This window comes from Ruegeria sp., from assembly GCF_965243365.1.
Taxonomy (GTDB): domain Bacteria; phylum Pseudomonadota; class Alphaproteobacteria; order Rhodobacterales; family Rhodobacteraceae; genus Ruegeria.
On record NZ_CBDEUW010000002.1, the window covers coordinates 2,269,588 to 2,291,378 of the forward strand.

23 protein-coding genes are annotated in these 21,791 nt (G+C 59.4%); 11 read left to right on the plus strand and 12 right to left on the minus strand.

What is annotated here, in order from left to right:
- The first annotated feature begins 1 nt into the window (after position 1).
- Positions 2-616: a chloramphenicol acetyltransferase gene (locus ACP0GE_RS14995; RefSeq protein ID WP_424832719.1), complete on the plus strand. Its 615-nt coding sequence runs from the start codon at positions 2-4 to the stop codon at positions 614-616.
- Between the two features lie 68 nt (positions 617-684).
- Here ACP0GE_RS14995 and phnF read toward each other — a convergent pair whose 3' ends face one another.
- Positions 685-1,395 (minus strand): phosphonate metabolism transcriptional regulator PhnF, encoded by a 711-nt coding sequence (gene phnF, locus ACP0GE_RS15000; RefSeq protein WP_424832720.1) that lies wholly within the window; start codon positions 1,393-1,395, stop codon positions 685-687.
- A 103-nt stretch (positions 1,396-1,498) separates the two neighbouring features.
- Here phnF and phnG point away from each other — a divergent pair, with 103 nt between their 5' ends.
- Genes phnG through phnN form a run of 8 tightly spaced genes read left to right on the plus strand, consistent with a single transcriptional unit; the run spans position 1,499 to position 7,094 of the window.
- Complete coding sequence (phnG, locus tag ACP0GE_RS15005) at positions 1,499-1,957, plus strand: phosphonate C-P lyase system protein PhnG (protein ID WP_424832721.1); 459 nt, start codon at positions 1,499-1,501, stop codon at positions 1,955-1,957.
- Positions 1,957-2,532, plus strand: a complete 576-nt coding sequence (gene phnH, locus ACP0GE_RS15010) for a phosphonate C-P lyase system protein PhnH (protein ID WP_424832722.1) — start codon at positions 1,957-1,959, stop codon at positions 2,530-2,532. The genes phnG and phnH overlap by 1 nt, the downstream gene beginning before the upstream one ends.
- 2 nt (positions 2,533-2,534) lie before the next feature.
- Positions 2,535-3,626, plus strand: coding sequence for a carbon-phosphorus lyase complex subunit PhnI (locus ACP0GE_RS15015; protein WP_424832723.1), 1,092 nt, complete (start codon positions 2,535-2,537; stop codon positions 3,624-3,626).
- Entirely contained in the window at positions 3,623-4,219 is a 597-nt protein-coding gene (locus ACP0GE_RS15020) for an HAD family hydrolase (RefSeq protein WP_424832724.1), read from the plus strand. Before ACP0GE_RS15015 ends, ACP0GE_RS15020 begins: the two co-directional genes overlap by 4 nt.
- Complete coding sequence (locus ACP0GE_RS15025) at positions 4,216-5,076, plus strand: alpha-D-ribose 1-methylphosphonate 5-phosphate C-P-lyase PhnJ (RefSeq protein WP_424832725.1); 861 nt, start codon at positions 4,216-4,218, stop codon at positions 5,074-5,076. Before ACP0GE_RS15020 ends, ACP0GE_RS15025 begins: the two co-directional genes overlap by 4 nt.
- Positions 5,073-5,843 carry a phosphonate C-P lyase system protein PhnK gene (gene phnK, locus ACP0GE_RS15030; RefSeq protein WP_424832726.1) on the plus strand — a complete coding sequence of 257 codons (771 nt, stop codon included), beginning with the start codon at positions 5,073-5,075 and terminating at the stop codon, positions 5,841-5,843. Before ACP0GE_RS15025 ends, phnK begins: the two co-directional genes overlap by 4 nt.
- Before the next feature lie 22 nt (positions 5,844-5,865).
- Positions 5,866-6,549 carry a phosphonate C-P lyase system protein PhnL gene (phnL, locus tag ACP0GE_RS15035; RefSeq protein WP_424832727.1) on the plus strand — a complete coding sequence of 228 codons (684 nt, stop codon included), beginning with the start codon at positions 5,866-5,868 and terminating at the stop codon, positions 6,547-6,549.
- Entirely contained in the window at positions 6,546-7,094 is a 549-nt protein-coding gene (gene phnN, locus ACP0GE_RS15040) for a phosphonate metabolism protein/1,5-bisphosphokinase (PRPP-forming) PhnN (protein WP_424832728.1), read from the plus strand. The genes phnL and phnN overlap by 4 nt, the downstream gene beginning before the upstream one ends.
- Here phnN and ACP0GE_RS15045 read toward each other — a convergent pair.
- Complete coding sequence (locus ACP0GE_RS15045; protein ID WP_424832729.1) at positions 7,076-7,759, minus strand: DUF1045 domain-containing protein; 684 nt, start codon at positions 7,757-7,759, stop codon at positions 7,076-7,078. The two genes, phnN and ACP0GE_RS15045, sit on opposite strands and share 19 nt — an antisense overlap.
- A gap of 53 nt (positions 7,760-7,812) precedes the next feature.
- Between ACP0GE_RS15045 and ACP0GE_RS15050 the strand changes: the two genes are divergently transcribed.
- Positions 7,813-8,955 (plus strand): alpha-D-ribose 1-methylphosphonate 5-triphosphate diphosphatase, encoded by a 1,143-nt coding sequence (locus tag ACP0GE_RS15050; RefSeq protein WP_424832730.1) that lies wholly within the window; start codon positions 7,813-7,815, stop codon positions 8,953-8,955.
- On the opposite strand, the gene ACP0GE_RS15055 is transcribed toward ACP0GE_RS15050, so the two are convergent.
- The 7 genes from ACP0GE_RS15055 to ACP0GE_RS15085 are packed head-to-tail and all read right to left on the minus strand — an operon-like array spanning position 8,956 to position 15,450.
- Positions 8,956-9,432, minus strand: coding sequence for a class I SAM-dependent methyltransferase (locus ACP0GE_RS15055; protein WP_424832731.1), 477 nt, complete (start codon positions 9,430-9,432; stop codon positions 8,956-8,958).
- Complete coding sequence (locus tag ACP0GE_RS15060) at positions 9,429-10,202, minus strand: polysaccharide deacetylase family protein (RefSeq protein ID WP_424832732.1); 774 nt, start codon at positions 10,200-10,202, stop codon at positions 9,429-9,431. Before ACP0GE_RS15060 ends, ACP0GE_RS15055 begins: the two co-directional genes overlap by 4 nt.
- Positions 10,202-11,341: a glycosyltransferase family protein gene (locus ACP0GE_RS15065; protein WP_424832733.1), complete on the minus strand. Its 1,140-nt coding sequence runs from the start codon at positions 11,339-11,341 to the stop codon at positions 10,202-10,204. Before ACP0GE_RS15065 ends, ACP0GE_RS15060 begins: the two co-directional genes overlap by 1 nt.
- Positions 11,341-11,919, minus strand: a complete 579-nt coding sequence (locus ACP0GE_RS15070; RefSeq protein ID WP_424832734.1) for a histidine phosphatase family protein — start codon at positions 11,917-11,919, stop codon at positions 11,341-11,343. The genes ACP0GE_RS15065 and ACP0GE_RS15070 overlap by 1 nt, the downstream gene beginning before the upstream one ends.
- On the minus strand, positions 11,916-12,992 hold the full coding sequence (locus tag ACP0GE_RS15075) for a glycosyltransferase family 4 protein (RefSeq protein WP_424832735.1): 1,077 nt from the start codon (positions 12,990-12,992) through the stop codon (positions 11,916-11,918). The genes ACP0GE_RS15070 and ACP0GE_RS15075 overlap by 4 nt, the downstream gene beginning before the upstream one ends.
- Positions 12,992-14,239 carry a glycosyltransferase family 4 protein gene (locus tag ACP0GE_RS15080; RefSeq protein WP_424832736.1) on the minus strand — a complete coding sequence of 416 codons (1,248 nt, stop codon included), beginning with the start codon at positions 14,237-14,239 and terminating at the stop codon, positions 12,992-12,994. Before ACP0GE_RS15080 ends, ACP0GE_RS15075 begins: the two co-directional genes overlap by 1 nt.
- Positions 14,236-15,450 carry a glycosyltransferase family protein gene (locus tag ACP0GE_RS15085; RefSeq protein ID WP_424832737.1) on the minus strand — a complete coding sequence of 405 codons (1,215 nt, stop codon included), beginning with the start codon at positions 15,448-15,450 and terminating at the stop codon, positions 14,236-14,238. Before ACP0GE_RS15085 ends, ACP0GE_RS15080 begins: the two co-directional genes overlap by 4 nt.
- Before the next feature lie 343 nt (positions 15,451-15,793).
- Here ACP0GE_RS15085 and ACP0GE_RS15090 point away from each other — a divergent pair, with 343 nt between their 5' ends.
- Positions 15,794-18,163 (plus strand): mechanosensitive ion channel domain-containing protein, encoded by a 2,370-nt coding sequence (locus ACP0GE_RS15090; RefSeq protein ID WP_424832738.1) that lies wholly within the window; start codon positions 15,794-15,796, stop codon positions 18,161-18,163.
- Between the two features lie 89 nt (positions 18,164-18,252).
- Here ACP0GE_RS15090 and ACP0GE_RS15095 read toward each other — a convergent pair whose 3' ends face one another.
- From ACP0GE_RS15095 to ACP0GE_RS15105, 3 genes are read right to left on the minus strand one after another with little or no spacing between them, the layout of a single operon-like run.
- Positions 18,253-19,608, minus strand: coding sequence for a CoA transferase (locus ACP0GE_RS15095; protein WP_424832739.1), 1,356 nt, complete (start codon positions 19,606-19,608; stop codon positions 18,253-18,255).
- A complete protein-coding gene (locus tag ACP0GE_RS15100; protein ID WP_424832740.1) occupies positions 19,605-20,759 on the minus strand; it encodes an ABC transporter permease in 1,155 nt (384 codons plus the stop codon). The genes ACP0GE_RS15095 and ACP0GE_RS15100 overlap by 4 nt, the downstream gene beginning before the upstream one ends.
- Positions 20,756-21,784 carry an ABC transporter permease gene (locus tag ACP0GE_RS15105; RefSeq protein WP_424832741.1) on the minus strand — a complete coding sequence of 343 codons (1,029 nt, stop codon included), beginning with the start codon at positions 21,782-21,784 and terminating at the stop codon, positions 20,756-20,758. Before ACP0GE_RS15105 ends, ACP0GE_RS15100 begins: the two co-directional genes overlap by 4 nt.
- Positions 21,785-21,791: the final 7 nt, after the last annotated feature.

Genomic DNA, 21,791 nt, shown 5'->3' on the forward strand with positions numbered 1-21,791 from the left:
AATGGCACGCCTGTGTTCGGACAAACCGTTTGTTCATCCGGACTGCGCGATTTCCAACAGCAGTTTTGGCAGATATGTCGAAATTGGTGCTGGAACGCGGGTCGCCAATTCCGAGTTCGGTGACTATTCCTATTGCGACCGGACATGCGACATTGCGAATGCGCGGATCGGGAAGTTCGCCAATATCGCCAGTTTCACCCGGATCGGTGCGACGGACCACCCGATGGAGAAAGCGTCGCTGCACCACTTTTTGTATCGCTCTGCTGATTACTGGGATGATGTCGAGGATGATGGCGACTGGTTTGCGCATCGCGCCAGTCGCATGGCAACCATAGGCAACGATACATGGATCGGGCACGCCGCCATCATAAAGCCCGAGGTGACTATCGGTGATGGTGCAGTTGTTGCGTCCGGGGCTATCGTGACAAAAGATGTGTCGCCTTACACCATCGTCGCCGGAGTGACCGCCAAACCCGTTCGACGTCGTTTTTCCGAGCAGGTCGCTGATCGCCTGATGGCGCTTGCCTGGTGGGATTGGAGCCACGAGAGACTGCGACAGGTGCTTCCGGATTTCCGTTCTATGCATGTGGACGCCTTTCTGGAGAAATACGGGTAAGCCCCCGGCTCCGCACCAAAATCAGCGCACCTGTAACAGGAGAAGGCCTTGGGTCGTGGCTTGGATACTCAGGATTCGCTGATTGTCAGTGTTACACGTTCACCGGCAAAGACGGTTCGGCCAAATTCGACCGGGCGGCCTTCGGGGTCGGCGTTGATCCCCAGTGAATGCAGGACCGGCGCGCCTTCGCTCAGGTTCAAATGTAGGGTTTGGGTTGCGGTCGCTGCACGCGCAGTCAGGCGTGTGGAAATTCGGGTGTAGTCTTCAACACCGCAACGTTGGAGGGCTTTTGTGACAGATCGGGTCTCGGTCAGAATTGTCAGAATGTCTGGAAACCTGTTCGCCGGAAAGATGCTTTGGAACAATCCGATGGGCAGACCATTTGCAAGCGACAGGCCATCATAGACATGCACCGGATCACCTGGATCGAGTTGTAGTGCTTCGGCCTCTGCCTGATCTGCCGCGCGGGTTGTCAGGGTCAGAATGCGCTTGCCGGGGATTTTACCGCTGGCCGAGATGCTTTTGTGGTACCGGACCCGCTTTCCAATCGGATAATCCGTGGGTTGCGCCGTGACGAACACGCCCGCACCGCGTCGGGCGTGTACTAATCCCTGATCGGCCAGTTCGGATAACGCGCGGCGCACCGTATGGCGGTTTACACCATGTGAAGCAGCCAGCTGCGCCTCGGTCGGCAGCCGGTCACCGGTCCCATAGCGCCCTTCGGCGATATCAGATGTCAGGCTCAGGGCGATGCTTTTCCAGATCGGAGTTTTGCTCATGTCATCAAATATTCACAGTGTCCCCAATTGCGGTACGGGGTTGTTACGGGTATTATTTGTCTAGTTGTATAGTTCGTGTAGACAAACTCGGCAAGGGCTCTCGATGGCAGAACAGATGGAAACCAACGCGGCGGCGCGACAGGGCTGGATGGGGCTTTTGGCCCGGGCACCTGAGAAGGACTTGTTAACCCTGTGGGCAAAGGTCACGGACCGCCCCGCATTCAAATGGCTGCGCAGCCCCGAGGTCGGCGGTGTGATGGTGCGGGGTCGTGCGGGGGCAACTGGTGCACCGTTCAATCTGGGCGAGATGTCCGTGACGCGCTGTTCACTGGTGCTTGAGGATGGAACCGTCGGGCATGGCTATGTGCAGGGGCGATCAAAGCCCAAGGCAGAGGCCGCAGCGATGATCGATGCCTTGATGCAAACCGATGCGGCAACTGCGCTGCAGGAGGTAGTGATCGAACCGCTTCGCCAGAAAATACAGGCGGCACAGCAGACCCGCGCAGCCAAAGCGGCAGCCACCAAGGTTGAGTTCTTTACACTTGTACGGGGAGAGGACTGATGATCGCACAGACCCAATTCTCGGGTGGATTTCAGGATGCTTCAAGGGACGCAGCCTATGCCTTTCGGGCGGCAATGACAGTACTGGCCAGACCGGGTGAAATTCGAACACTGGCAGGTGCCGAACCGCCCGAACCTTTGTCCGTTGCGGCAGGAACGCTGTTGCTGACGTTGTGTGACGCAGACACCGGGGTTTATCTGGCCGGTGCTGCTGATACGGCTCAGGTTCGTCAATGGCTGACGTTTCACACCGGCGCGCCATTCGTCACTGCATCCGAGGCGGATTTCGCTGTGGGTTCCTGGGTCGATCTGATGCCGTTGCGCGACTATCGCATCGGAACGCCCGAATACCCGGATCGTTCCACAACCTTGATCGTCGAGCGCGACAGCCTGCAGCCCAACGGCGCAATTCTTCGGGGTCCGGGCATCAAGAACAAAGCGCGCCTGTCACTGCCGGACGTCACCATTCTGCAAGGCAACGCGATGCAATACCCGCTGGGCTGTGACTTCTTCTTCACCGCCGGCGATCAGGTCGCCGGGCTTCCACGCAGCACGCAGATCGAGGCGGAGGGTTAACAATGTATGTAGCCGTTAAAGGTGGCGAGAAAGCCATTGAAAACGCCCATGCCTGGCTGGCTGAGGAACGGCGTGGAGACACAAATGTTGCCGAGCTGAGTATTGCCCAGATTCGCGAGCAATTAAGCCTGGCCGTCAATCGGGTGATGGCCGAAGGGTCTCTCTACGATCCTGACCTGGCAGCGCTGGCGATAAAGCAAGCGCGCGGTGATCTGATCGAGGCGATCTTTCTGGTCCGGGCCTATCGCACCACGCTGCCGCGATTTGGCTATTCCAACCCCGTTGAGACCGGAGAAATGACCTGTGACCGTCGAATCTCGGCTACGTTCAAAGATGCACCCGGAGGGCAAGTGCTGGGTCCGACCTTCGATTACACGCACCGGTTGCTGGATTTCAAACTCGCTGCTGACGGAGAGGTCCCGGCAGCGCCGCAAGGGATCGCGCGGCAGGAAACGACACCGCATATCACCAGCTTTCTCAAGGGCGAAGACATCATCCAGGATGAACCAGCCAGCGAGGACACTCCGGGCGACCTGACCCGCGAGCCGCTTGAATTCCCGTCCAATCGCCCGCTGCGGCTGCAATCGCTGACACGGGGGGATGAGGGGTTTGTGCTGGGCATGGCGTATTCCACCCAGCGTGGTTATGCCCGCAACCACGCCTTTGTGGGCGAACTGCGCATCGGCAAAGTCGCGGTTGAGATGGAGGTGCCTGAATTGGGTTTCGCCATTGAAATCGGTGAAATTGAACTGACCGAATGCGAAACGGTGAACCAGTTTCAGGGGTCTAAGACCGAACCGCCTCAGTTCACGCGGGGCTATGGTCTGGTGTTTGGACAGTCCGAGCGAAAAGCCATCTCAATGGCGCTGGTCGACCGCGCCCTGCGGTGGGAAGAACTGGGCGAGGACAATCTGGGCGCGCCTGCGCAGGATGAGGAATTTGTTCTGAGTCACTCTGACAACATTCAGGCGACTGGGTTCCTCGAACACATCAAGCTACCCCATTACGTCGATTTCCAATCCGAACTGGAACTGGTCCGCAAACTGCGCCGTGAAGCCGAAGAGCGCATCACCCCGAAGGAGGCCGCAGAATGAAGGCCGTTGTTTTTGACATTGGCGGCGTGCTGATCGATTGGCAGCCGCATTTGGCCTGGGCAGAACAGTTGGGCTCGGAAGAAGCGGCGCACGCTTTTATCGAACGCACCGGATTTCGCGAGAAGAACGCGCGCGGCGATAACGGTGAACTTTTCGCCGATATGGCCCAGGAACTGGACGATCCCGAAGATCAGCGCCTGTTCGCCAGCTATGTCGAGCATTATGGGCGGACCGTTGAAAATCCGATTCACGGTACGTGGGACGTGCTGGATCGCCTTAGGGCGCAAGGCACGGCGGTTCACGGCATAACCAACTGGTCAGCCGAGACATGGCCCGAGGGCGTGAAAGCCCATCCGCGTCTGGGCGAGGTGTTCGGGACATTGGTGGTGTCCGGAGAAGAGGGCGTCATGAAGCCCGACGCGCGAATATTTCGTATCCTGTGCCAACGGGCAGGCATCGCACCGGAAGACTGCGTTTTCATTGATGATGGTTTGCACAATGTCGAAGGCGCGCGCGCCGTGGGCATGGACGGCATTCACTTCACGACACCGCAAGCGCTGGAAATCGCGCTGACCGAAAGGGGTATCCTATGAGCGAATACAATTTCGCCTATCTGGACGAACAAACCAAGCGGATGATCCGCCGGGCTATTCTGAAAGGCTTGGCGGTGCCCGGTTATCAGGTGCCCTTTGCCAGCCGCGAGATGCCTATGCCTTACGGCTGGGGTACGGGCGGGGTGCAGGTTTCGGCGGCGACCCTGACGCCCGAGGATACATTCAAGGTGATTGATCAGGGTGCGGACGACACTACAAACGCTGTGTCCATCCGCAAGTTCTTTGAAAATACAGCTGGTGTCAAAACCACCGAGGAAACCGAGAAAGCGACGGTCATTCAAACCCGACATCGCATTCCCGAGGCGAAGCTGACCGAGGATCAGATCCTTGTTTATCAGGTGCCGATCCCCGAACCTCTGCGCTTTCTCGAGCCGCGTGAAACCGAGACGCGCAAGATGCACAGCCTTGAGGAATACGGGCTGATGCATGTGAAACTGTATGAAGACATCAGCCAGCACGGCGCAATTTCGACCTCGTACGCTTATCCGGTCAGAGTGTCTGATCGGTATGTGATGGACCCGTCGCCGATCCCGAAATTCGACAATCCCAAACTTGAAATGGACGCGATCCAGCTGTTCGGCGCAGGGCGGGAGCAGCGTATTTACGCGGTGCCGCCGCATACCAAGGTCGTCAGCCTCGATTTCGAAGATTACCCGTTCGAGGCCACGAAGGCCAACCACCCCTGCGATCTGTGCGGGGCGGAGGACAGCTATCTGGATGAAGTCATCATGGATGATGCAGGCAACCGGATGTTTGTCTGTTCGGACACAGATTATTGCCGGTCCCGCCGCGCCGCGGGCCATGTGGGCCGATTGGGTTCGGAGGATGCAGCATGACCCCTCTGTTACAAGTCAAGCAGATTGAAAAGAACTATGGCACGCGGATCGGATGCGCGGATGTCAGTTTCGACCTCTATCCCGGCGAAGTCATGGGGATCGTGGGCGAAAGCGGGTCGGGGAAATCGACCCTGCTGAATTGTCTGGCTGGTCATTTGCCGCCGGATGCGGGACAGGTGATCTTTGATACACGCGCTGACGGACTGGTGGACACGGTCACCATGTCCGAGCCTGAACGCCGCATGCTGGGTCGCACCGATTGGGCCTTTGTGCATCAGCACGCCCGCGATGGATTGCGAATGTCGGTCAGTGCGGGTGGCAACATAGGTGAGCGGTTGATGGCCGTCGGAGATCGTCACTACGGTCAGATCCGCAACCAGGCAGTCGATTGGCTAGGCCGCGTCGAGATCGATGAAAGCCGGATCGACGACCGTCCGACGGCATTCTCGGGCGGGATGCAACAGCGTTTGCAGATCGCGCGCAATTTGGTCACCGGGCCAAGGCTAGTGTTCATGGATGAGCCGACGGGGGGATTGGACGTCTCGGTTCAGGCGCGCCTGTTGGATCTGTTGCGTGGATTGGTGCGTGAAATGGGCCTGAGCGCGATCATCGTGACCCATGATCTGGCTGTCGTGCGCCTGCTGGCGGACCGATTGATGGTGATGAAAGACGGGCATGTGGTCGAGGCTGGCCTGACCGATCAGGTGCTGGATGATCCCCAGCACGCCTATACGCAGCTGCTGGTGTCCAGCGTTCTGCAGGTTTGAGTATTTGGGAAAAGATGAAGCCATGATTGAGCTTAACGACGTTAGCAAAAGCTTTACCCTGCACAATCAGGGCAGCGCGGTTATTCCAGTGATGGAAGGTGCGTCTTTGAAAGTGGAGCCGGGCGAATGTGTTGCCTTGACCGGCGCGTCAGGTGCAGGGAAATCCACGCTGATGCGAGTGATCTACGGCAACTACCTGGCCGCATCTGGCAGGGTCCTGGTCGGTGGTCTGGATGTCGCGCAAGCCGAGCCGCGCGAGGTTCTGGCCCTGCGCCGGGACACGCTGGGTTATGTCAGCCAGTTCCTGCGCGTCGTGCCCCGGGTCCCGACGTTGGAGGTCGTGGCCGAGCCGTTGTTGGCGATTGGCTGTGACAAGCGCATCGCGATGGATAAGGCGGCCAGCCTGCTTCAGCGGTTGAATATTCCCGAAACACTGTGGTCGCTGAGTCCCACGACTTTCTCAGGGGGTGAGCAGCAGCGGGTGAACATAGCGCGCGGGTTCGCGCATGAATACCCGGCGATGTTGCTGGATGAGCCGACCGCTTCGCTGGATGCCCAGAACAGAGAAACCGTATTGTCGCTGATCGAAGAGGCCAAGGCGCGTGGCGCTGCGATTGTGGGCATCTTTCATGATGTAGACGCCCGAAATCGCGTTTGCGACCGAGAGATTGATGTTTCGGACTTTGCGCCCGGTGTAGCCGCGTGAGCCGGGCTCCCGTCATAGCTGTTGTCGGTCCGTCAGGTGTGGGCAAGGACAGCGTGATGGAGGCACTGGAGGCAAGCGCGCCCGGCATTTGCCGGGTGCGGCGGGTGATTACGCGGCCCGAAGGGGAAGAAGGAGAAGATTTTGACCGGGTTTCGGTCGAAGAATTCGAACTGATGGCGCTGGACGGCGCATTTGCACTGCACTGGGCCGCGCATGGTCTGCTTTACGGAGTTCCGAAAGCGATTGCCGAGCAGCGGCTGGGTGCAGATGCGGTGTTGGTCAACCTGTCGCGCGCCGTTCTGCTGCAGGCGCAAGAGGTTTTTGGCGATCTGATCGTGATCTCTCTGACTGCGGATGCCGAAGTTCTGGCGCGGCGGCTGTCCGCACGTGGCCGGGAAAGCATGGCTGAGCAGACACGGCGCCTTGGGCGCGCTAAAGCACCCCTGCCAAAGGGTTTGCAGCGGGTCATCGAAATTGACAATTCCGGCCCGCTGCAAGTGACCGTGGCCGAAATCCTGTCACGACTTCAGCCAGAAAGGGCGTAGCGATGGATCAGGTGAAACCGCCCGTCCTCGGCCTCACCCATCAGGGCAAGATCGGCGATGTGGAACGGACGGGGCAGCAGTGGGGCAAGTCGCGCGTCCAGTGTGGATTGGACCTGTGCCAGCGTGGGTTTGTCCAGCTTGCCACTGAGTGTGATGTGGAAGCGGAATGCCTCCATCACGTAAGGGTACCCCCATTGGGTCAGATTGACCTCTTGCTTGGGCGACAGACCGGCCTCGCGGCGACGGGCCAATTCAGCCTCAGGCGCTGGTGCGCGGAACGCGTCCAGATCACAAACGCACGACGCCGCCAATGCATTCAGCGCCGTGGTATCGCCCACCGGGCACAGCGCCAGAAACCGGCCCAACCGGGCAATCTCCAACCCGTCCAGCGTGACGGGCGTTTGATGCGCGGCCAGCGCGGCACAGGCGTCTTTCAACGCGGCAACAGATTGGCCATCCCGCAGACGAAACGGCGGCTTCATGGTCGCGTGCAGCCCGTATTTGCGCGGCACCTCTGTTATGTCAGAAACATCCACGTCGTCGATGGCCGGGTGCGCAACCGCTTGGCCGGTTTCCATGTCCCAACCCAGCCAGCTTGTGGCGAATTTCACCCATTCGACCCCGGCAGGTGGCGCAAAATAGATCGCGTATCGCGTGAATGTCACATTGGCCTCCTATTGCGTGGCCGTTCCTATAGCTCAAATCATGTGAAGTTCAGATGACAGAAGAAATGATCCTTGCCAATGCCACGCTTGTTCTGCCCGATGAGATCGTCACCGGAAGTGTACGGATTGTTGGAGAGGCGATCGTGGATGTTGCCACGGGGGCGTTCGTTCCAACCGGTGCAGTAGATTGTGGCGGGGATTATGTCAGCCCGGGCTTGGTCGAACTGCACACCGACAACCTGGAACGCCATATCCAGCCGCGACCGGGGGTGGACTGGCCCCATGCTTCGGCCATCATCGCCCATGATGCCGAGCTGGCCAGTACGGGTATCACTACTGTCTTTGACGCCATGCGCATCGGGTCCATCCCCAGCGGGGCGGGGCGCTATATGAAATACGCGCGGGGACTGTCGCGCGAACTGTGGCAGTTGCGAGAACAGGATGCGTTGAAGATCAGCCACTTCCTGCATTTGCGTGCCGAGGTCTGTTCCGAGACGCTGATTGACGAACTGGACGAGTTCGGCCCCGAGGATCGCGTGGGTCTGGTCTCGCTGATGGATCACACGCCAGGGCAGCGTCAGTTCCGCGATATCACCAAGCTCGAAGATTATATGAAGGGGAAATACGGGCTGGTTGAAGATGCATTCTTGCAGCATGTGGCCCAGCTCAAAGCGTTGCGCGATCGCTATGGCGAGAAGCACGAAACAGAAACGGTGAAAGCAGCGCGCCGGTTCGGCGCGGTTCTGGCAAGCCATGACGACACCACAGAAGATCAGGTGCGTGTCTCGGCCAATCACGGCATCCGGCTGGCGGAATTCCCAACAACGGTCGAGGCCGCAAGGGCCTGTCATGACCATGGTATCAAGGTGATGATGGGCGCGCCGAACGTCATTCGTGGTGGCTCGCATTCCGGCAACGTTGCGGCGCGTGAGTTGGCCGAGCTAGAGCATCTCGATATCATGTCGTCTGACTACGTGCCCGCGGCGCTGCTTTTGTCCGCCATCCGGTTGGGAGAGCTGTGGGGCGATATGGCAAGGGGCATGCGCACAGTGACCCAAACGCCAGCGCAGGCAGCAGGTCTGGATGATCGCGGAGAGTTGCGCGCAGGCGCCCGCGCCGATCTGATCCGGTTCAGGATGCGCGCGGATGCACCGGCGCTGCGTGCCGTGTGGTCACGCGGGCAGCGTGTGGCCTGATCAGGCGCGATAAAACAGGTAGCGATCCGGTGCGATTGTCTCGGGTCCTGCAATCTGTTCGAATCCGACCAGAGGCTGCCCCGAGATCAGCAGCCCACCGGGCTGCATCACCTGTGCAATCAGGGGGCTGAGGCGCTGAGACTCGGCGACATCCTCGGTTTTAATGCCCCGCCCAAAGTCGTAGTGCGCCAAAGCGATGCGGTGGCCTGCAGCTTCCAGTTTCTGCAGCATCGGTTCGGCCTCGCCCTGCAGAAAATCCTCGGGCGGAGGAGTGCTGTCCGGGTGGCATTGTAGAACCCGATCCATCACCCAGATACGGCGGGAGGGTAGAATCTCTCGCAGGTGATCATAGGTGCGGCCGTTGCCCAGCCCCATATCCAGAATGTCGCCATCCATGCATTCGATCTGGTCTGCCGCCCAGTTCAGCCCATCCCGTTGGGCTGTCAGGCGGCGTAACATGGAATCCAGTCGGCTCATTCGGGATCTCCCAGGTTTTTCGGTTTATCAGCGGTCCAGACGGTGCCGGGCCCATCCAGCAGGTGTTGCAGCATGTCGCCCGTAAAGCTCCAGATGTCATCATCATGGACCAGATGGTGGGTCAACACGCCAAATGGTTCCGCATTGTCTGCCCGGCCTGCGCGGCGATCCTGCAACAGCCCGACAGTCTTCGAAATCAGGCTGTCCGGTGCGCATAAACCGCGCGATCCGCGCCAGTCGATCGGGTCAAGATGTGTATTGATCTGTTCCAACCCTGGTACTGAAAAGCGGGTTTTGCGGGGCGTTGCCGTGGACAGCGTACGATAGCCCAATTCCGGAAGCAGTGCGGCGACCTCAGAGGCGATACGGTTCCATGGGGGAACGAACATCGGGTACAGGCGATCCTGAAACAGACGGGCCAAATGCGCCAAACCGGCTGATGCATCCTTGGAGATATCCGGCATTGGGCGGTGCAGGCGGAATTCGGACTTTTTCTCATTTGCAGGTGCATGGTTTTGGTGGGCCCAGCCATGCACGACCGGAACCAGATTGGCATTCCCCAGAACGTAATCGGCCAGAGCCCTATCTGCATCTCTTGGGATCACCGCCAAATGCACGGGCACCCGCAGCGTGTCTGACAGCGCTGTCAAACGATCCAGTTGAGAGGTCACGGTGACCGCATCGTCATCACGCCACCAGACCGGCAAAGTCAGGCCTTCCGCCTTCCAGCGCTCCAATTCATCCTGCAGGGGTGACCAGTCGATACCCATCACCTGACCCCCATCAGGGATTCGGCAATATCGACAGACCGTTGTGCGCCACCAAAGCCTTCAGTCATCGGCGCACGTGGCCCATCGCCGATAGCCCGTGCAACAGCACGTGCAAGCGTATGCCCTGTCAGCGCGGCACTGTTTATCACTTCAATGGCGGGTAATTTGGACAGGGTCCGCGCGCGCAGGCTTTGCTCGACCTCTTTGCCGTCGTCAAAGGGGATCAGCACCGAGGGCGTACCGCTTTGCAGCAGATCCATCGCAGTGTTGTATCCGCACATGCTGACCGAACAGGCCGCAAGAGGCAGCATATTCCGAAAATCTGGGCGCACGGGTTCCACGGTCACGGGCAAACCCTCGGCGAGGTCGGCCAGTTCAGAAATGCGTGCCCGTGCATTTTGCCCGCCGACCAACAGGCGCCAGCGCCGGTTGGGCATTTTTCGGGCGGCCTCGATGGCCGCGCGAAAGATCGGTTGCCCGACAGAGCCGCCGCCCGCGCTGACAAGAACCTCGCCTCGCCCTTCTGCTTCAGAATGAGGCGATGCAGGCTCTGGCGCGACAAAGCCGGTATAGTGCAGTCGGGGGGCGAGGCCATCTGAGACCGGCCAGCTAATCTCAAGCGGCGCAATTTGCGGGTCGGAATGCACCAGCACGCCGTCGTAGAATGCGGCGATGATCTCATCCGCTCTGGTCGCTTTGGACGGCTTGGATGGCGGGGCAAGAATATCGCGGATAGAGCTCAGAATAACCGGAGGCTGTGATAGGTTTCTGGCGGTTTCCAATGTGGCCAGAAACTCGGCGCTTAGGGACCTGCGACCAAAGGGGAAAAGCTCGGTAATCAGGATCTGAGGATGAAAGCTGCGAACGGCTTCGGTCAGCGCGGTTTGCCGCGCAGACAGGTAATCGTCACTGGCTGACCGGTCCTCGTGATCCAACAACCGACTGAAGTCCACGCCGTCTGATCGCAAGGGTGGCAAGCCCAGCAGTGTCATGCCAGTGCTGTCCAGTTGGGGGGCTGGCATTCCGCCCGACACCAAAAAGACCTCGTGCCCGCTATCGACAAAAGCGCGCCCGAGCGTCAGAGCCCGGCTCAGGTGACCGGTGCCAAGAAGGTGTGTGACGACGATCATGACCTTCATCAGGGCACCTTTTGCACCAAACGGACAGGGTCAGCCTCGGCCCGCATCGGGCTTAGGTCCAGGATATAAAGCCGGTTTCGCTTGACCTTGAATGGTGCCGGGCCGCTGAAATCCCATCCCCACGCCTTGGCCAGAATGACCCGCATGATGCCTATGTGGCAGACTGCAAGATTGTCGCCGGTCAGGCCGTGCAACCAGGGAACAAGTCTGTTCCACAGCTCGGCCGGGGTTTCCCCCGCCGGCGGACGATAATCCCATCCCCAATCTTCAATATGCCGATAGCCGCTGTCGGGTTGTTCAATCAGGTCTAGGCCGCGTTTGCCTTCCCAATCTCCCCAGTTCATCTCGGTCAATGCGCCGTCTGTTTGCGGATCGCGACCGGTGACCAGCTGCGCTGTCTCAACGGCGCGAGACAGGGGGCTGGACCAGAGCGTTGCAGCGCCCCAGGGTTCGGGCAAGTCGTAACCTGCAAGCTCTGCGCGCGCGCGCTCGTCCAACGGGATATCGCTGCGGCCCTGGATTTGGCCAGAGCGGTTCCAAGTGGTGTGCCCATGGCGGAGCAGAGCCAGTCGTGTCATTCCCGAACCTCCAGCAGAGGGCGTACAGTTTCCCAGAACCGCTGGGTTGCAGAGGGCATCAGGTGACGCCCGGAGACGTATGAGCGTGCCCGATCACCCGCAGCCAGACGCAGGTCAGCGTTGTCTAGAAAGCGTTGAATGTGTTCGGCAAACACGGTGGCCCCACCTTCGACCGACGGGTAAAGCGATGGTGCCAGCACATCGCGCACGCCGGGGCGATCCTGCGCGAGGACCGGCAGGCCGACGGCTTGCGCTTCAAGATAGACCATTCCGTATGCCTCGTTCACGCCGGGCCACAACAGCATTGATGAGGCGCAATACAACCTCTGCACGGCGTCGCGGTCAAGCTGGCCCAGAAATCGCACCTGTGCCCCGAACTGGGCCATCAGCGCTTCGACTTCGGCCCGTGCGGGTCCGTCACCGGCTATGTTCAGGGACCATGGGCCGGTCAGCTTGTGCAAGGCCTCGGCCAGAATGCGGTATGAGGCCAGCTTGTCGCCCGGTCGCATCATGCCGACGGCCAGCATTGGGCCGTCTCCGGTTGAACTTTCAGGCGCTGTGTTCATCGGAAGAAAAGGGGGCAGTTCCACAAGCCTCTGATCACCAAACCGTTCGCGTTCAAGCGTGATTAGATCGTTTGCCGTGTGATAAAATATAACCTGCGCCGCGTCGCAAGCGTTGTGGGCGGCTTGGGCAAATCCGGCCCAATTGCCTGCCAGTCGGCTTGTTGCCCGCGTGCTTTCCAACTGGACATAAGGAATACCGCGCGCACGGCAGACTATCGGGCCCAACAGATCGGGCGCTTTATAGTAATTGTGGTAGGTAACCCACAGATCGGTCTGCCCGGGCAGGTCTGCAATCAGCTTGTGCGCTTCCTGCTCGGCTTTTTTTTGCAGGGTTTCCTGTAGTGTGGCGTCGCCGGATTTGTCGTAGATACGCAGACGGGAAACCAAGTCTACCCTATCCCCTTGCGCGCCGATGGCTGCCATCAGGTTACGGGCCATTTCGCGGTCGCCCGAAGGTTTCGGGTCATCCGGTGATTTCATCGGCGCGTAAAACGCTACGCGTGCCATTAGGGGTAACCTTTGCACAGGGCTGTCAGACGCTCGGACAGGCGCGCTATGCCAGGGTCCATTTGGAACTCGGCAAGCAACCGGTCATGCGCGTTCACGGCCATGCGCGCGGCGCCGTCCGGGTCATCCGCAATGTCTGTTATCGCGCGTGCCAATGCGTCAGGATCATCATCCGCCAACACCCCATGCGTGCCGTTTTCGATGAATTCGGGAATAGCTGACACTGGGGTCGAAAGGGTCGGCAGGCGTTGCGAGGCCGCCTCCATCAACACATTCGGCAACCCGTCCCGGTCACCGTCCGACGCGATACGGCTGGGCAGTACAAACAGATCGGCCCGGCGCATTTCTTCGATAACTTCTGGCTGATCGCAAGCGCCTTTCCATGTGATACGATCCGCTACACCGGCCTGAGCCGCCTGAGCGCGCAACGCATCACCAAGCCAACCGCCGCCAATATGGGTCCAGTGCCAATCCAACGCCTGCGGCAGATGGGCAAAAGCCTGTATCAACCGGTCAAAGCCCTTTTTTTCCACAAGCCGCCCGACCGAAAGCATGTGAAATGGCCCATTTACGGCCCGCGGTATCCGGTCGGGGGCGTCTGGAAAACGCGACAGGTCAAGCCCGTGATAGATCAGGTCAATCCGGGATGCATCATCGGCCAACGCGCGCAGGTGTTCGGCGTTTACCGCAGTACATGTCGCACCGAAAGCCGCGCCAAAACTGTCGGCCTGAAGCTTTTCGCGTTTTTCCCATTCGGGCGAGGTCCAGATGTCCTTGGCATGCGCCGAAAAACTCCACGGCAGCTGCCGCATGATGGCGGCATAGCGCGCGGCTGAGGATGGGGTATGCAGGAAGTGCGCATACAGCCCGCGGGTTTCGGAAGGGAGTTCGGCAGCCAGAACACATGCCTGACCAAAGCGGCGAATGCGGTTATGCGAAGGATCCCGACGCAAATCCTGCCGCCAGACCTGATAGGCCTGCGCATATCCCGGCAGGCGGCGGGCGATCTGGCGCGCGGCGGTCAGTCGGTCCGGTTCGTCGTACAGATACTCGGGCAGGTAATGCACCTGACCCCGAAACCGGTCATGCAAGGGGTGGCGTTTGGTATCCGTGGGGTGACGCAGCGACCAGATGTCAAAACTGTGCCCGGCTTCCTGCAAGGCGACCAGTTCTTGTGCGATGAACGTCTCGGACAGGCGCGGCCATCCTTTGACCAGCACCGCCAGTTTGGGGCCTGCTGAACTCATCCGGTTGCGCGCTCTGGTTCCGCGCCCAGCAAGGCGTCTATGCGATGGGTGACATATTTCAGCCCGTCCAGCAAACCAGCCCGGATCGCCTGGGACGGCACAGGCTGGTGCGGCAGGTTGCGGATTGCCTCGATCATTGCATCTGCCGTCAAGCCATCGCGGTTTTCGTCCAGCATCCGCACCAGCCCCAGCTCTTCCGCGCGCGAGGCGCGAATCCACTGTTCCAGGCGTGGCGTCGTGCGGGGCACGATCACGGCGCGTTTGTCGAACGAAAGAACCTCGCAAAATGTGTTATAACCGCCCATGCAGACCACACCGGCGGCCCCGGCGAACAGAGTTTCGATCTCGGATTCGAATCCAACCGCTGTTACCCGGCCGTTCAGCGCGGCAACGCGGGCCTCGAACTCATCGCGCAGTTCACCCGAAAGGAACGGGCCATAAACCAGTATCGCCCGGGGGGACAGATCTGGGTCTTTTTCGTAAGCCGACAGAACCAGGTTGACCATCGCTTTGCCATCCCCGCCGCCGCCGGGTGTGATTAGGATATAGGGCTGATCGGGCGGTTCGCCGATCGGGCCGAGGTCGCGGCGCAGATACCCGGTCCAATGAAAGCGAGCCTGGGTCGCCGCGCTCAACGGCAGGCCTTCGGTCGGGTCATAGACCGAGCGCAGGCCATAGACCCAGATCTCGTCATAGAACCGCTCGGTCGCGGCGATGGCTTCTTTCCGCTCCCACTCGGCGGCCAGAACGGCCGGTTCGTCCAGAACGTCGCGCAGGCCCAGAACCAGCCGAGTCTTTTGCGTGTGCTCAAGGCGTTCGAGTGTTGGTAACAGTTCACCGCGAAAACCGGTTGGTTCCTTATCGACGATCAGCACATCGGGATCGAACTGCTGAACCGCAGTCTCGATCAGGCCCGAGCGGAGTTCGGTAACCTCTTCAATACCCATCCCGATTGTCTGAGAGGCATAGCTCCCATCCGCCCGTTTGGTCACGCCGGGCAGGCGCACGTGGTCGACCCGGCGCGGAAAGGTAAACCGCCCAGCCACGGGCGAACCAGTGAGGATCAGGGCCGACGCGCGCGGATCAGCCTGTGTGATCGCCGAAGCTAGTGCCCGTGACCTGCGCAGATGACCCAGCCCAAACGTATCATGGCTGTAGAACAGGATGCGCGGGGCGCGGCCGTGTGTTTCGTTCATTGTGCCTAGGCTCATGCCTTTGCCTGTCTCAGGTTTCGGTGCAAATCCGCGCGCTTACACCTGTTAGCGTATATCTTTTTCCCCTGCTTGCGAAAGGGGCAGAGGTGACCCAGCAAATGCGATAATCATTGCGATTTGGCAACAGCCGATTGGCAACCGCGCTGTGGCTGCAGATCCCAAATTTAAAGTCTCCCACACCGGGTCATATTCAATTTTCAATGAGTCGAAAATACCTTATCGCAGCATTGCGCGCGGAACACGGGCCTGACACAAATTCACGATGTGTGAGCAGAGGATTTGTGCTGTACGGATCGCTTCTGTAATCTGACGGTTATCTGAAGACTGGGTGCAACACATTATGAAGACAAACTTTCTTGCCGGGTTGATCTTGGGGCTCTGGATCGCTGTTTTGGGACTGGCGACCGGGGCTGCGGCACAGACATCGCTTATCCCGGGTTATCCCACGGGCGGCAGTTCCGAAGAGGAGACGCAAGCCGACGGGGATGTGGCCGCAGCGATCCGGGCAGCGACCGAGTCCGGTGCCAGTGTGATTGTCATCGACAGCGCAGGCCAGATTGCATCGACATCGGGTGGCGGAAGCGATCAGTCGAATACGGATCCCGCCGACCCGATGGCCGGCAGTTCGCAGCTTATGCAGGCGCAGGAGAGGTTCTCTAAATTCCGCGACTCGGTCCGATCACGCCTTGAGGCGCTGCCCTATTCGGTATTCGAAGTGCAGTATATCCTGCGCCAGACCAGCCCGGATGGGCGGATTCAGACCTATGTAGAAGTTCTGGCGTGGAATATTCTGTTCCTGCTGCTGGGGCGGTGGTTATCGATCGAGATTTACGGCAAGCGCATTGCGAAGCGCTGGGTGGTTGCGCGGATCAAGGACAACCCGCAAGGCTACCGCGAAAAGATGCCATTTCTGGTCTTCCGATTTGTCATGGGTATCGGCGGTACGATCTTTGCCATGCTAATGGCTCTGATCGTCGGTTACCTGTTCTTTGGCGAAGCAGAAGACATCTCCATACAGTTTACGGTCACAGCGATCTTTACGGCTTTTTTCCTGTCGCGCACCGTGTCCGATCTGTGGCGCATGGTGTTGTCGCCGTATTTAAGCCAGTATCGCTTGCCTCCGTTCTCTGACCGCGATGCCAAGCGATTGTATATCTGGGCCTCGGCGCTGGCGACCTACGACATTTCAGCCGTCTTATTTGCGACCTGGGTGGCGGATTTCGGGCTGAACTACAACGTCTATGCCATGGTTTATGGCGGTCTGACACTGGTCGGTGCTTTGGGCAACATATTGATGATCCTGTTCAATGCCCGAGCCATTTCAAATGCAATCCGGGGTGGCCGCAAGCCGGATCAGGTGTCGTGGGTCCTGCGCTTCATCTCATACGCCTGGGCACCGGTTCTGATCATTTACATGGTATTCAGCTGGTTCAAACTGGCGGTTGACCTGGTGCTTGAGGTCGAGGACTCGATCCCCATTGTTGCCAGCAGCTATGCGATATTCATGTCCGTTGTCGTGGCCTATGGGGCGATGAACTATCTGCTTGAACGGTATTTCGATCGCAACCGGCAGATGGAGGACATAAACGCAGAAACCGAGGACGGCGAGGAACTGCCAGCGCAAACGCCCGAGGCGGAAAAGCGTCAGCATACAATCCTGACATATGAAGACCTCGCCCGTCGGATTGCGGGGATTCTGGCCTTTGTGGTCGGTCTCTATGCCCTTGTGGTCATCTGGAACCCGCAAGCCAACTGGAGCGATGATATCCCGGTTGGGCGTGCGTTGGATGTGATGGTGATCCTGTTCATCGGCTATATCCTGTTCCATTTCTTCCGCATCTGGATCGACAGCAAGATCGCCGAGGAAACCGACGATGGCGGTGCCGAGGCCGAGTTGGGCGACGAAGGAGGGGAAGGTGGGCAAAGCCGTCTGGCGACCTTGTTGCCCTTGTTCCGGGGCGCGATTCTGGCCGTGGTTGTTGTTACAATTGCTCTGATCGTGTTGATGGAGCTGGGCATTAATGTCAGCCCACTGTTTGCCGGTGCCGGTGTGGTCGGTCTGGCCGTTGGCTTCGGGTCGCAGACGTTGGTCCGGGATATCTTCTCGGGCGCGTTCTTCCTGATGGATGATGCATTCCGCAAAGGCGAATATATCGACATCGGGGATGTGAAAGGCACGGTCGAGAAGATCTCGGTCCGGTCCTTCCAGTTGCGCCATCATCTGGGCGCGCTGAACACTATTCCCTTTGGGGAAATCAAAGTGTTGACCAATTACTCGCGCGATTGGGTGATCATGAAGCTTCCGTTGCGCGTGACCTATGACACGGATGTCGAAAAGGTGCGTAAACTGATCAAGAAGCTAGGTCAGGAGTTGCTGAGTGATCCGGTGATTGGCGACAACTTCATTCAGCCGCTGAAGTCGCAGGGCGTGATTGAGATGCAGGACTCGGCGATGATCATCCGGGTCAAGTTCATGACCAAACCCGGCGATCAGTGGTTGGTGCGCAAGAAGGTCTATCAGGAGATTCGCGAGCTGTTCGCCCGGGAAGGCATCCGTTTCGCCCATCGCGAGGTAACTGTGCGTCTGGCCGATGGCAAAGAAACCGAAGACCTGACGCCAAAACAACGCGAGGCTGTGACGGGCGCGGTGCAGGCCGCGATTGACGAGGATTACCTTGACGATATCGGTCCGGGAGGCGACGACCGCTAAAGGTGCTCCCGCCGCTTCTTGGGTTGCGTCCCTGACGAGACGCCATCCCAAGCGTTGGACCGGGCCGCGCGTTTTGCGCGGCGGTTGCGTCAGGGATTGAGCGATGGCCAGGCGGCGTTGGACGAGCCCGTTTTTGACGCAGGCAAACTCCAGCGCATCTCTGCGCCGCCGACGGTTAAGGCCGGTTTGAGCCGATGCCCGGGCCCCCAGCCTGATGCTTCGGGCGTTTTGGAATAGTCGCTGTCTTTGGCGGTCGTGATATCTTCGCCTGTGCTGGTCTTTGCCAAGCTCGCCAGCAATTCTGCGGTTCGGGCCAGAGACAGGCGTGCATCCATAACCGCATTGTGTGCGGCTGCCTCGGCCAGTGCCGAAAGTACCGCGGCAGCCATCAGATATCCGGTCGCATGATCCAGCGCCTGAACTGGCAGTGGCGTTGGCTTTTCGGTTTTGGCCCATTCGCGGCCTGCTGCTGCGATGCCCGCGCTCATCTGCACAAGGCTGTCAAAACCGCGGCGCGCAGCCCAGGGGCCTTGCCAGCCATAGGCGTCCAGAGTGACCTCAACGCGGTTGGGGGCGACGGCGTCTCGCTCGGTTTTTGTCAGCCCCAGCGCGTCCAAAGCGCCCGGACGGTAGCCGTGTACAAAAACGTCAGCCTGCGCCAGCAACTTTTTAAACTTGCTCAGACCTGACGGGGTTTTCAGGTCGAGATAGGCGCATGTCTTGCCCAGAGAAATGTCCGGGATGACGCCCGGTTCATCCCATTCAGGGGGATCGATACGCAGAACCTCGGCCCCGAAACCTGCCAAAGTGCGGGTGGAAACCGGCCCGGCCAGAACCCGTGTCAGGTCCAGAACGCGCAAACCCTCTAACGGGCGGGCAGCCGTGGCCTGAGGGCGGTCACGCAGGGTAATGCCGCGCGGCCCTTGCCAGCCGATCAGCGGATCACGGGCGACTGCGCGACCCTGAGGATGATCCTGCCATTCGGCGCGACTGCGCATGGCTGCCGCGACGCCGCCCTCGGCGACTATCGCTGTTTCCAGATCAGAGATGGGACATTCTCTGACGGCTTCAGTGACAAGGGTTTTGTCTGCCGTTGTCCCCAGAACCTTCAGCGCCGCAGCACGATGATGTGGCAGGTTGGTGTGCAGCCGAATCCAGCCGTCCGCGGCAGGGTAGTCGCCTGCAATCGGGTCCCACAGGCTGGGCATGTCCCACCCATCCGGTTTGAAAGAATAGCCGAACCACAGTGAGGCCAGCCGGTGATTGATCTTCACGTGCGGTGATTTATCCACCAAGCCCAAAGCTTCTGCCAGTCGGGCCAATTCCTGGCCAACGGCCGCGATGCTTGCAGTGGCGAGTTCTGACACCGCAAAAGCGCTTGGGCGCGCACCCGTCCCCTCAACCTCGTAGGTGTCGGCGGAGGGGAGGGCGGCGAGCAGGCTCATTGCTGATAGGGATCCAGACTGTCGCGCAGCCCGTCACCGAGGAAGTTGAAGGCCAGAACGACCACAATGATTGGCAGCATCGGGATCGCGGTCCATGGGTAGATTTCGATCGAGGCAAGATTCTGCGCGTCATTCAGCATGACGCCCCAACTGACTGCCGGAGCCCTGAGGCCGAGACCGAGGAAGCTGAGCGCCGTTTCCCCCAAAATCATCGCCGGAATCGACAGGGTGGCTGATGCGATAAGGTGAGACATGAAGTTCGGCAACAGGTGCTTGCGGATCACGCGGCCCGAACTTGCGCCCATCATTTCGGCGGCACGCACGTATTCTTCCTCACGCAGAGAGAGGAATTTGGCGCGAACGGATCGGGCAAGACCCGGCCAGTCGAGGATGCCGAGAATGATTGAGATGATGAAGAACACCGCAACGGGGCTCCAGTTCGAAGGGACAGCAGCAGACAGGGCCAGCCACAGCGGCAGTTCCGGCAGAGAACGCAGGATTTCAATCACGCGGTTGATGACCCAGTCGATTTTGCCGCCGAAATATCCTGCCATCGATCCAAAGAGAATCCCGAGGAAGAAGGATACGGAAATGCCAATCAAACCCACGGTCAGCGACAATTGCGCGCCATAGAGGATGCGGCTGAACACGTCACGGCCCAGCCTGTCGGACCCCCACAGGAACAGTGTTGCGCCTTCGGGGGCGCAGAACAGGTGGGTATCGGATCGGATCAGACCAGCCAGTTTGTATTCAGACCCTTCGCAGAAGAAGCGGATCGGTTGCGGGTCCTCGGTGTCTGGGACGAACTTCCATTGGAAGGTTTCAAGGTCCGCCTCGGCCACGATGGGATAGACATATGGCCCAATGAACGCGCCCTCGTGGAACCAGTTGATGGATTGCGGCGGGGCGTACAGATGCTCGCCATTCCGGTCGTTTGGTCCGTAGGGTGCGATGAACCCGGCAAAGGGCAGCATCAGGTAGCACAGCAGCAGAAAGATGCCCGAGATTAAGCCCAGTTTGTGCGTCTTGAATTTGCGCCAGACCAGTACCCAGTTTGGGGCGTCCAGATCCGCGCGCTCAAGCTGTTGCAGGGCGGCATCCGGGTCGAACGGGGCATCGTCGACATAGCGACCATCAGGTTTCTGTGTCATGCTTCACGCCCCTCGTATCGGATACGCGGGTCGAGCATGACCAGCAGGATGTCCGAGATCATGGTGCCGATCAGCGTCAACAAAGCGACGAACATCAGAATGAACGCGGATAGGAATTGATCCTGTGTTTTCAACGCGGTCAGCAGGGTCGGACCGATGGTTTGCAGACCAAGGACAACCGAGACCAGAACCGAGCCTGACACCATTGAAGGCAGCAGGTTGCCGATATCCGCGACAAACGGGTTAAACGCCACGCGCAACGGATACTTGGTCAGCATTCGCGACGGGGCCATGCCCTTGGCGACGGCGGTTTCCACATAGGGTTTGCCCAATTCGTCCAGCATATTGGCGCGCAGCCTCTGCATCATGGCTGATGCGCCGGAGGTGCCGATGACAAAGGTTGGTACGATCAGATGGACCAAAATGGATTTCAGCTTATCCCAGCTCATCGGTTGGCCTTCGAACGAGGGGTCCATCAGGCCGCCGATGGGCAGGTTGAAATAGCGGTGGCCATAATAGAACAGGATCAACGCCAGCAGAAAGTTCGGGGTGGCCAGACCCAGATACCCCACAAAGGCCGAGGTATAGTCGATCCAGGTTCGTGATTTTGCTGCCGCCAAAACACCAAGGGGCAGGGCAACCGCATAGACGAACAGGATGGCGGCCAGATTGACTACAACCGTCAGCCAAAGTGTTTCGCCTACGATCTCTCGCACGGGGCGGTCGAATTCGAAGGACCAGCCGTAATTTCCCTGCAACAGCCCCTCAAACCCGTGGGGGCCGGGCCAGAAGCCTATCCAGATCAGGTATTGTTCCGGCAAGGACCGGTCCAGCGAATACTCCTTCCGCAGAAATTCGGCCTTGGCAACACCGGCGGACTGGCCCGAGGCCTGCAATTCCGCGATCTGGTTGCTGAGGTAGTCGCCGGGTGGAAGATTGATGATCACGAAGATCAAAACCGAAACCACCAGCAGCGTCAGCAGCATCGTGAAAAAGCGATACACCGCATAGCGCAGCATGATCATTTAGCTG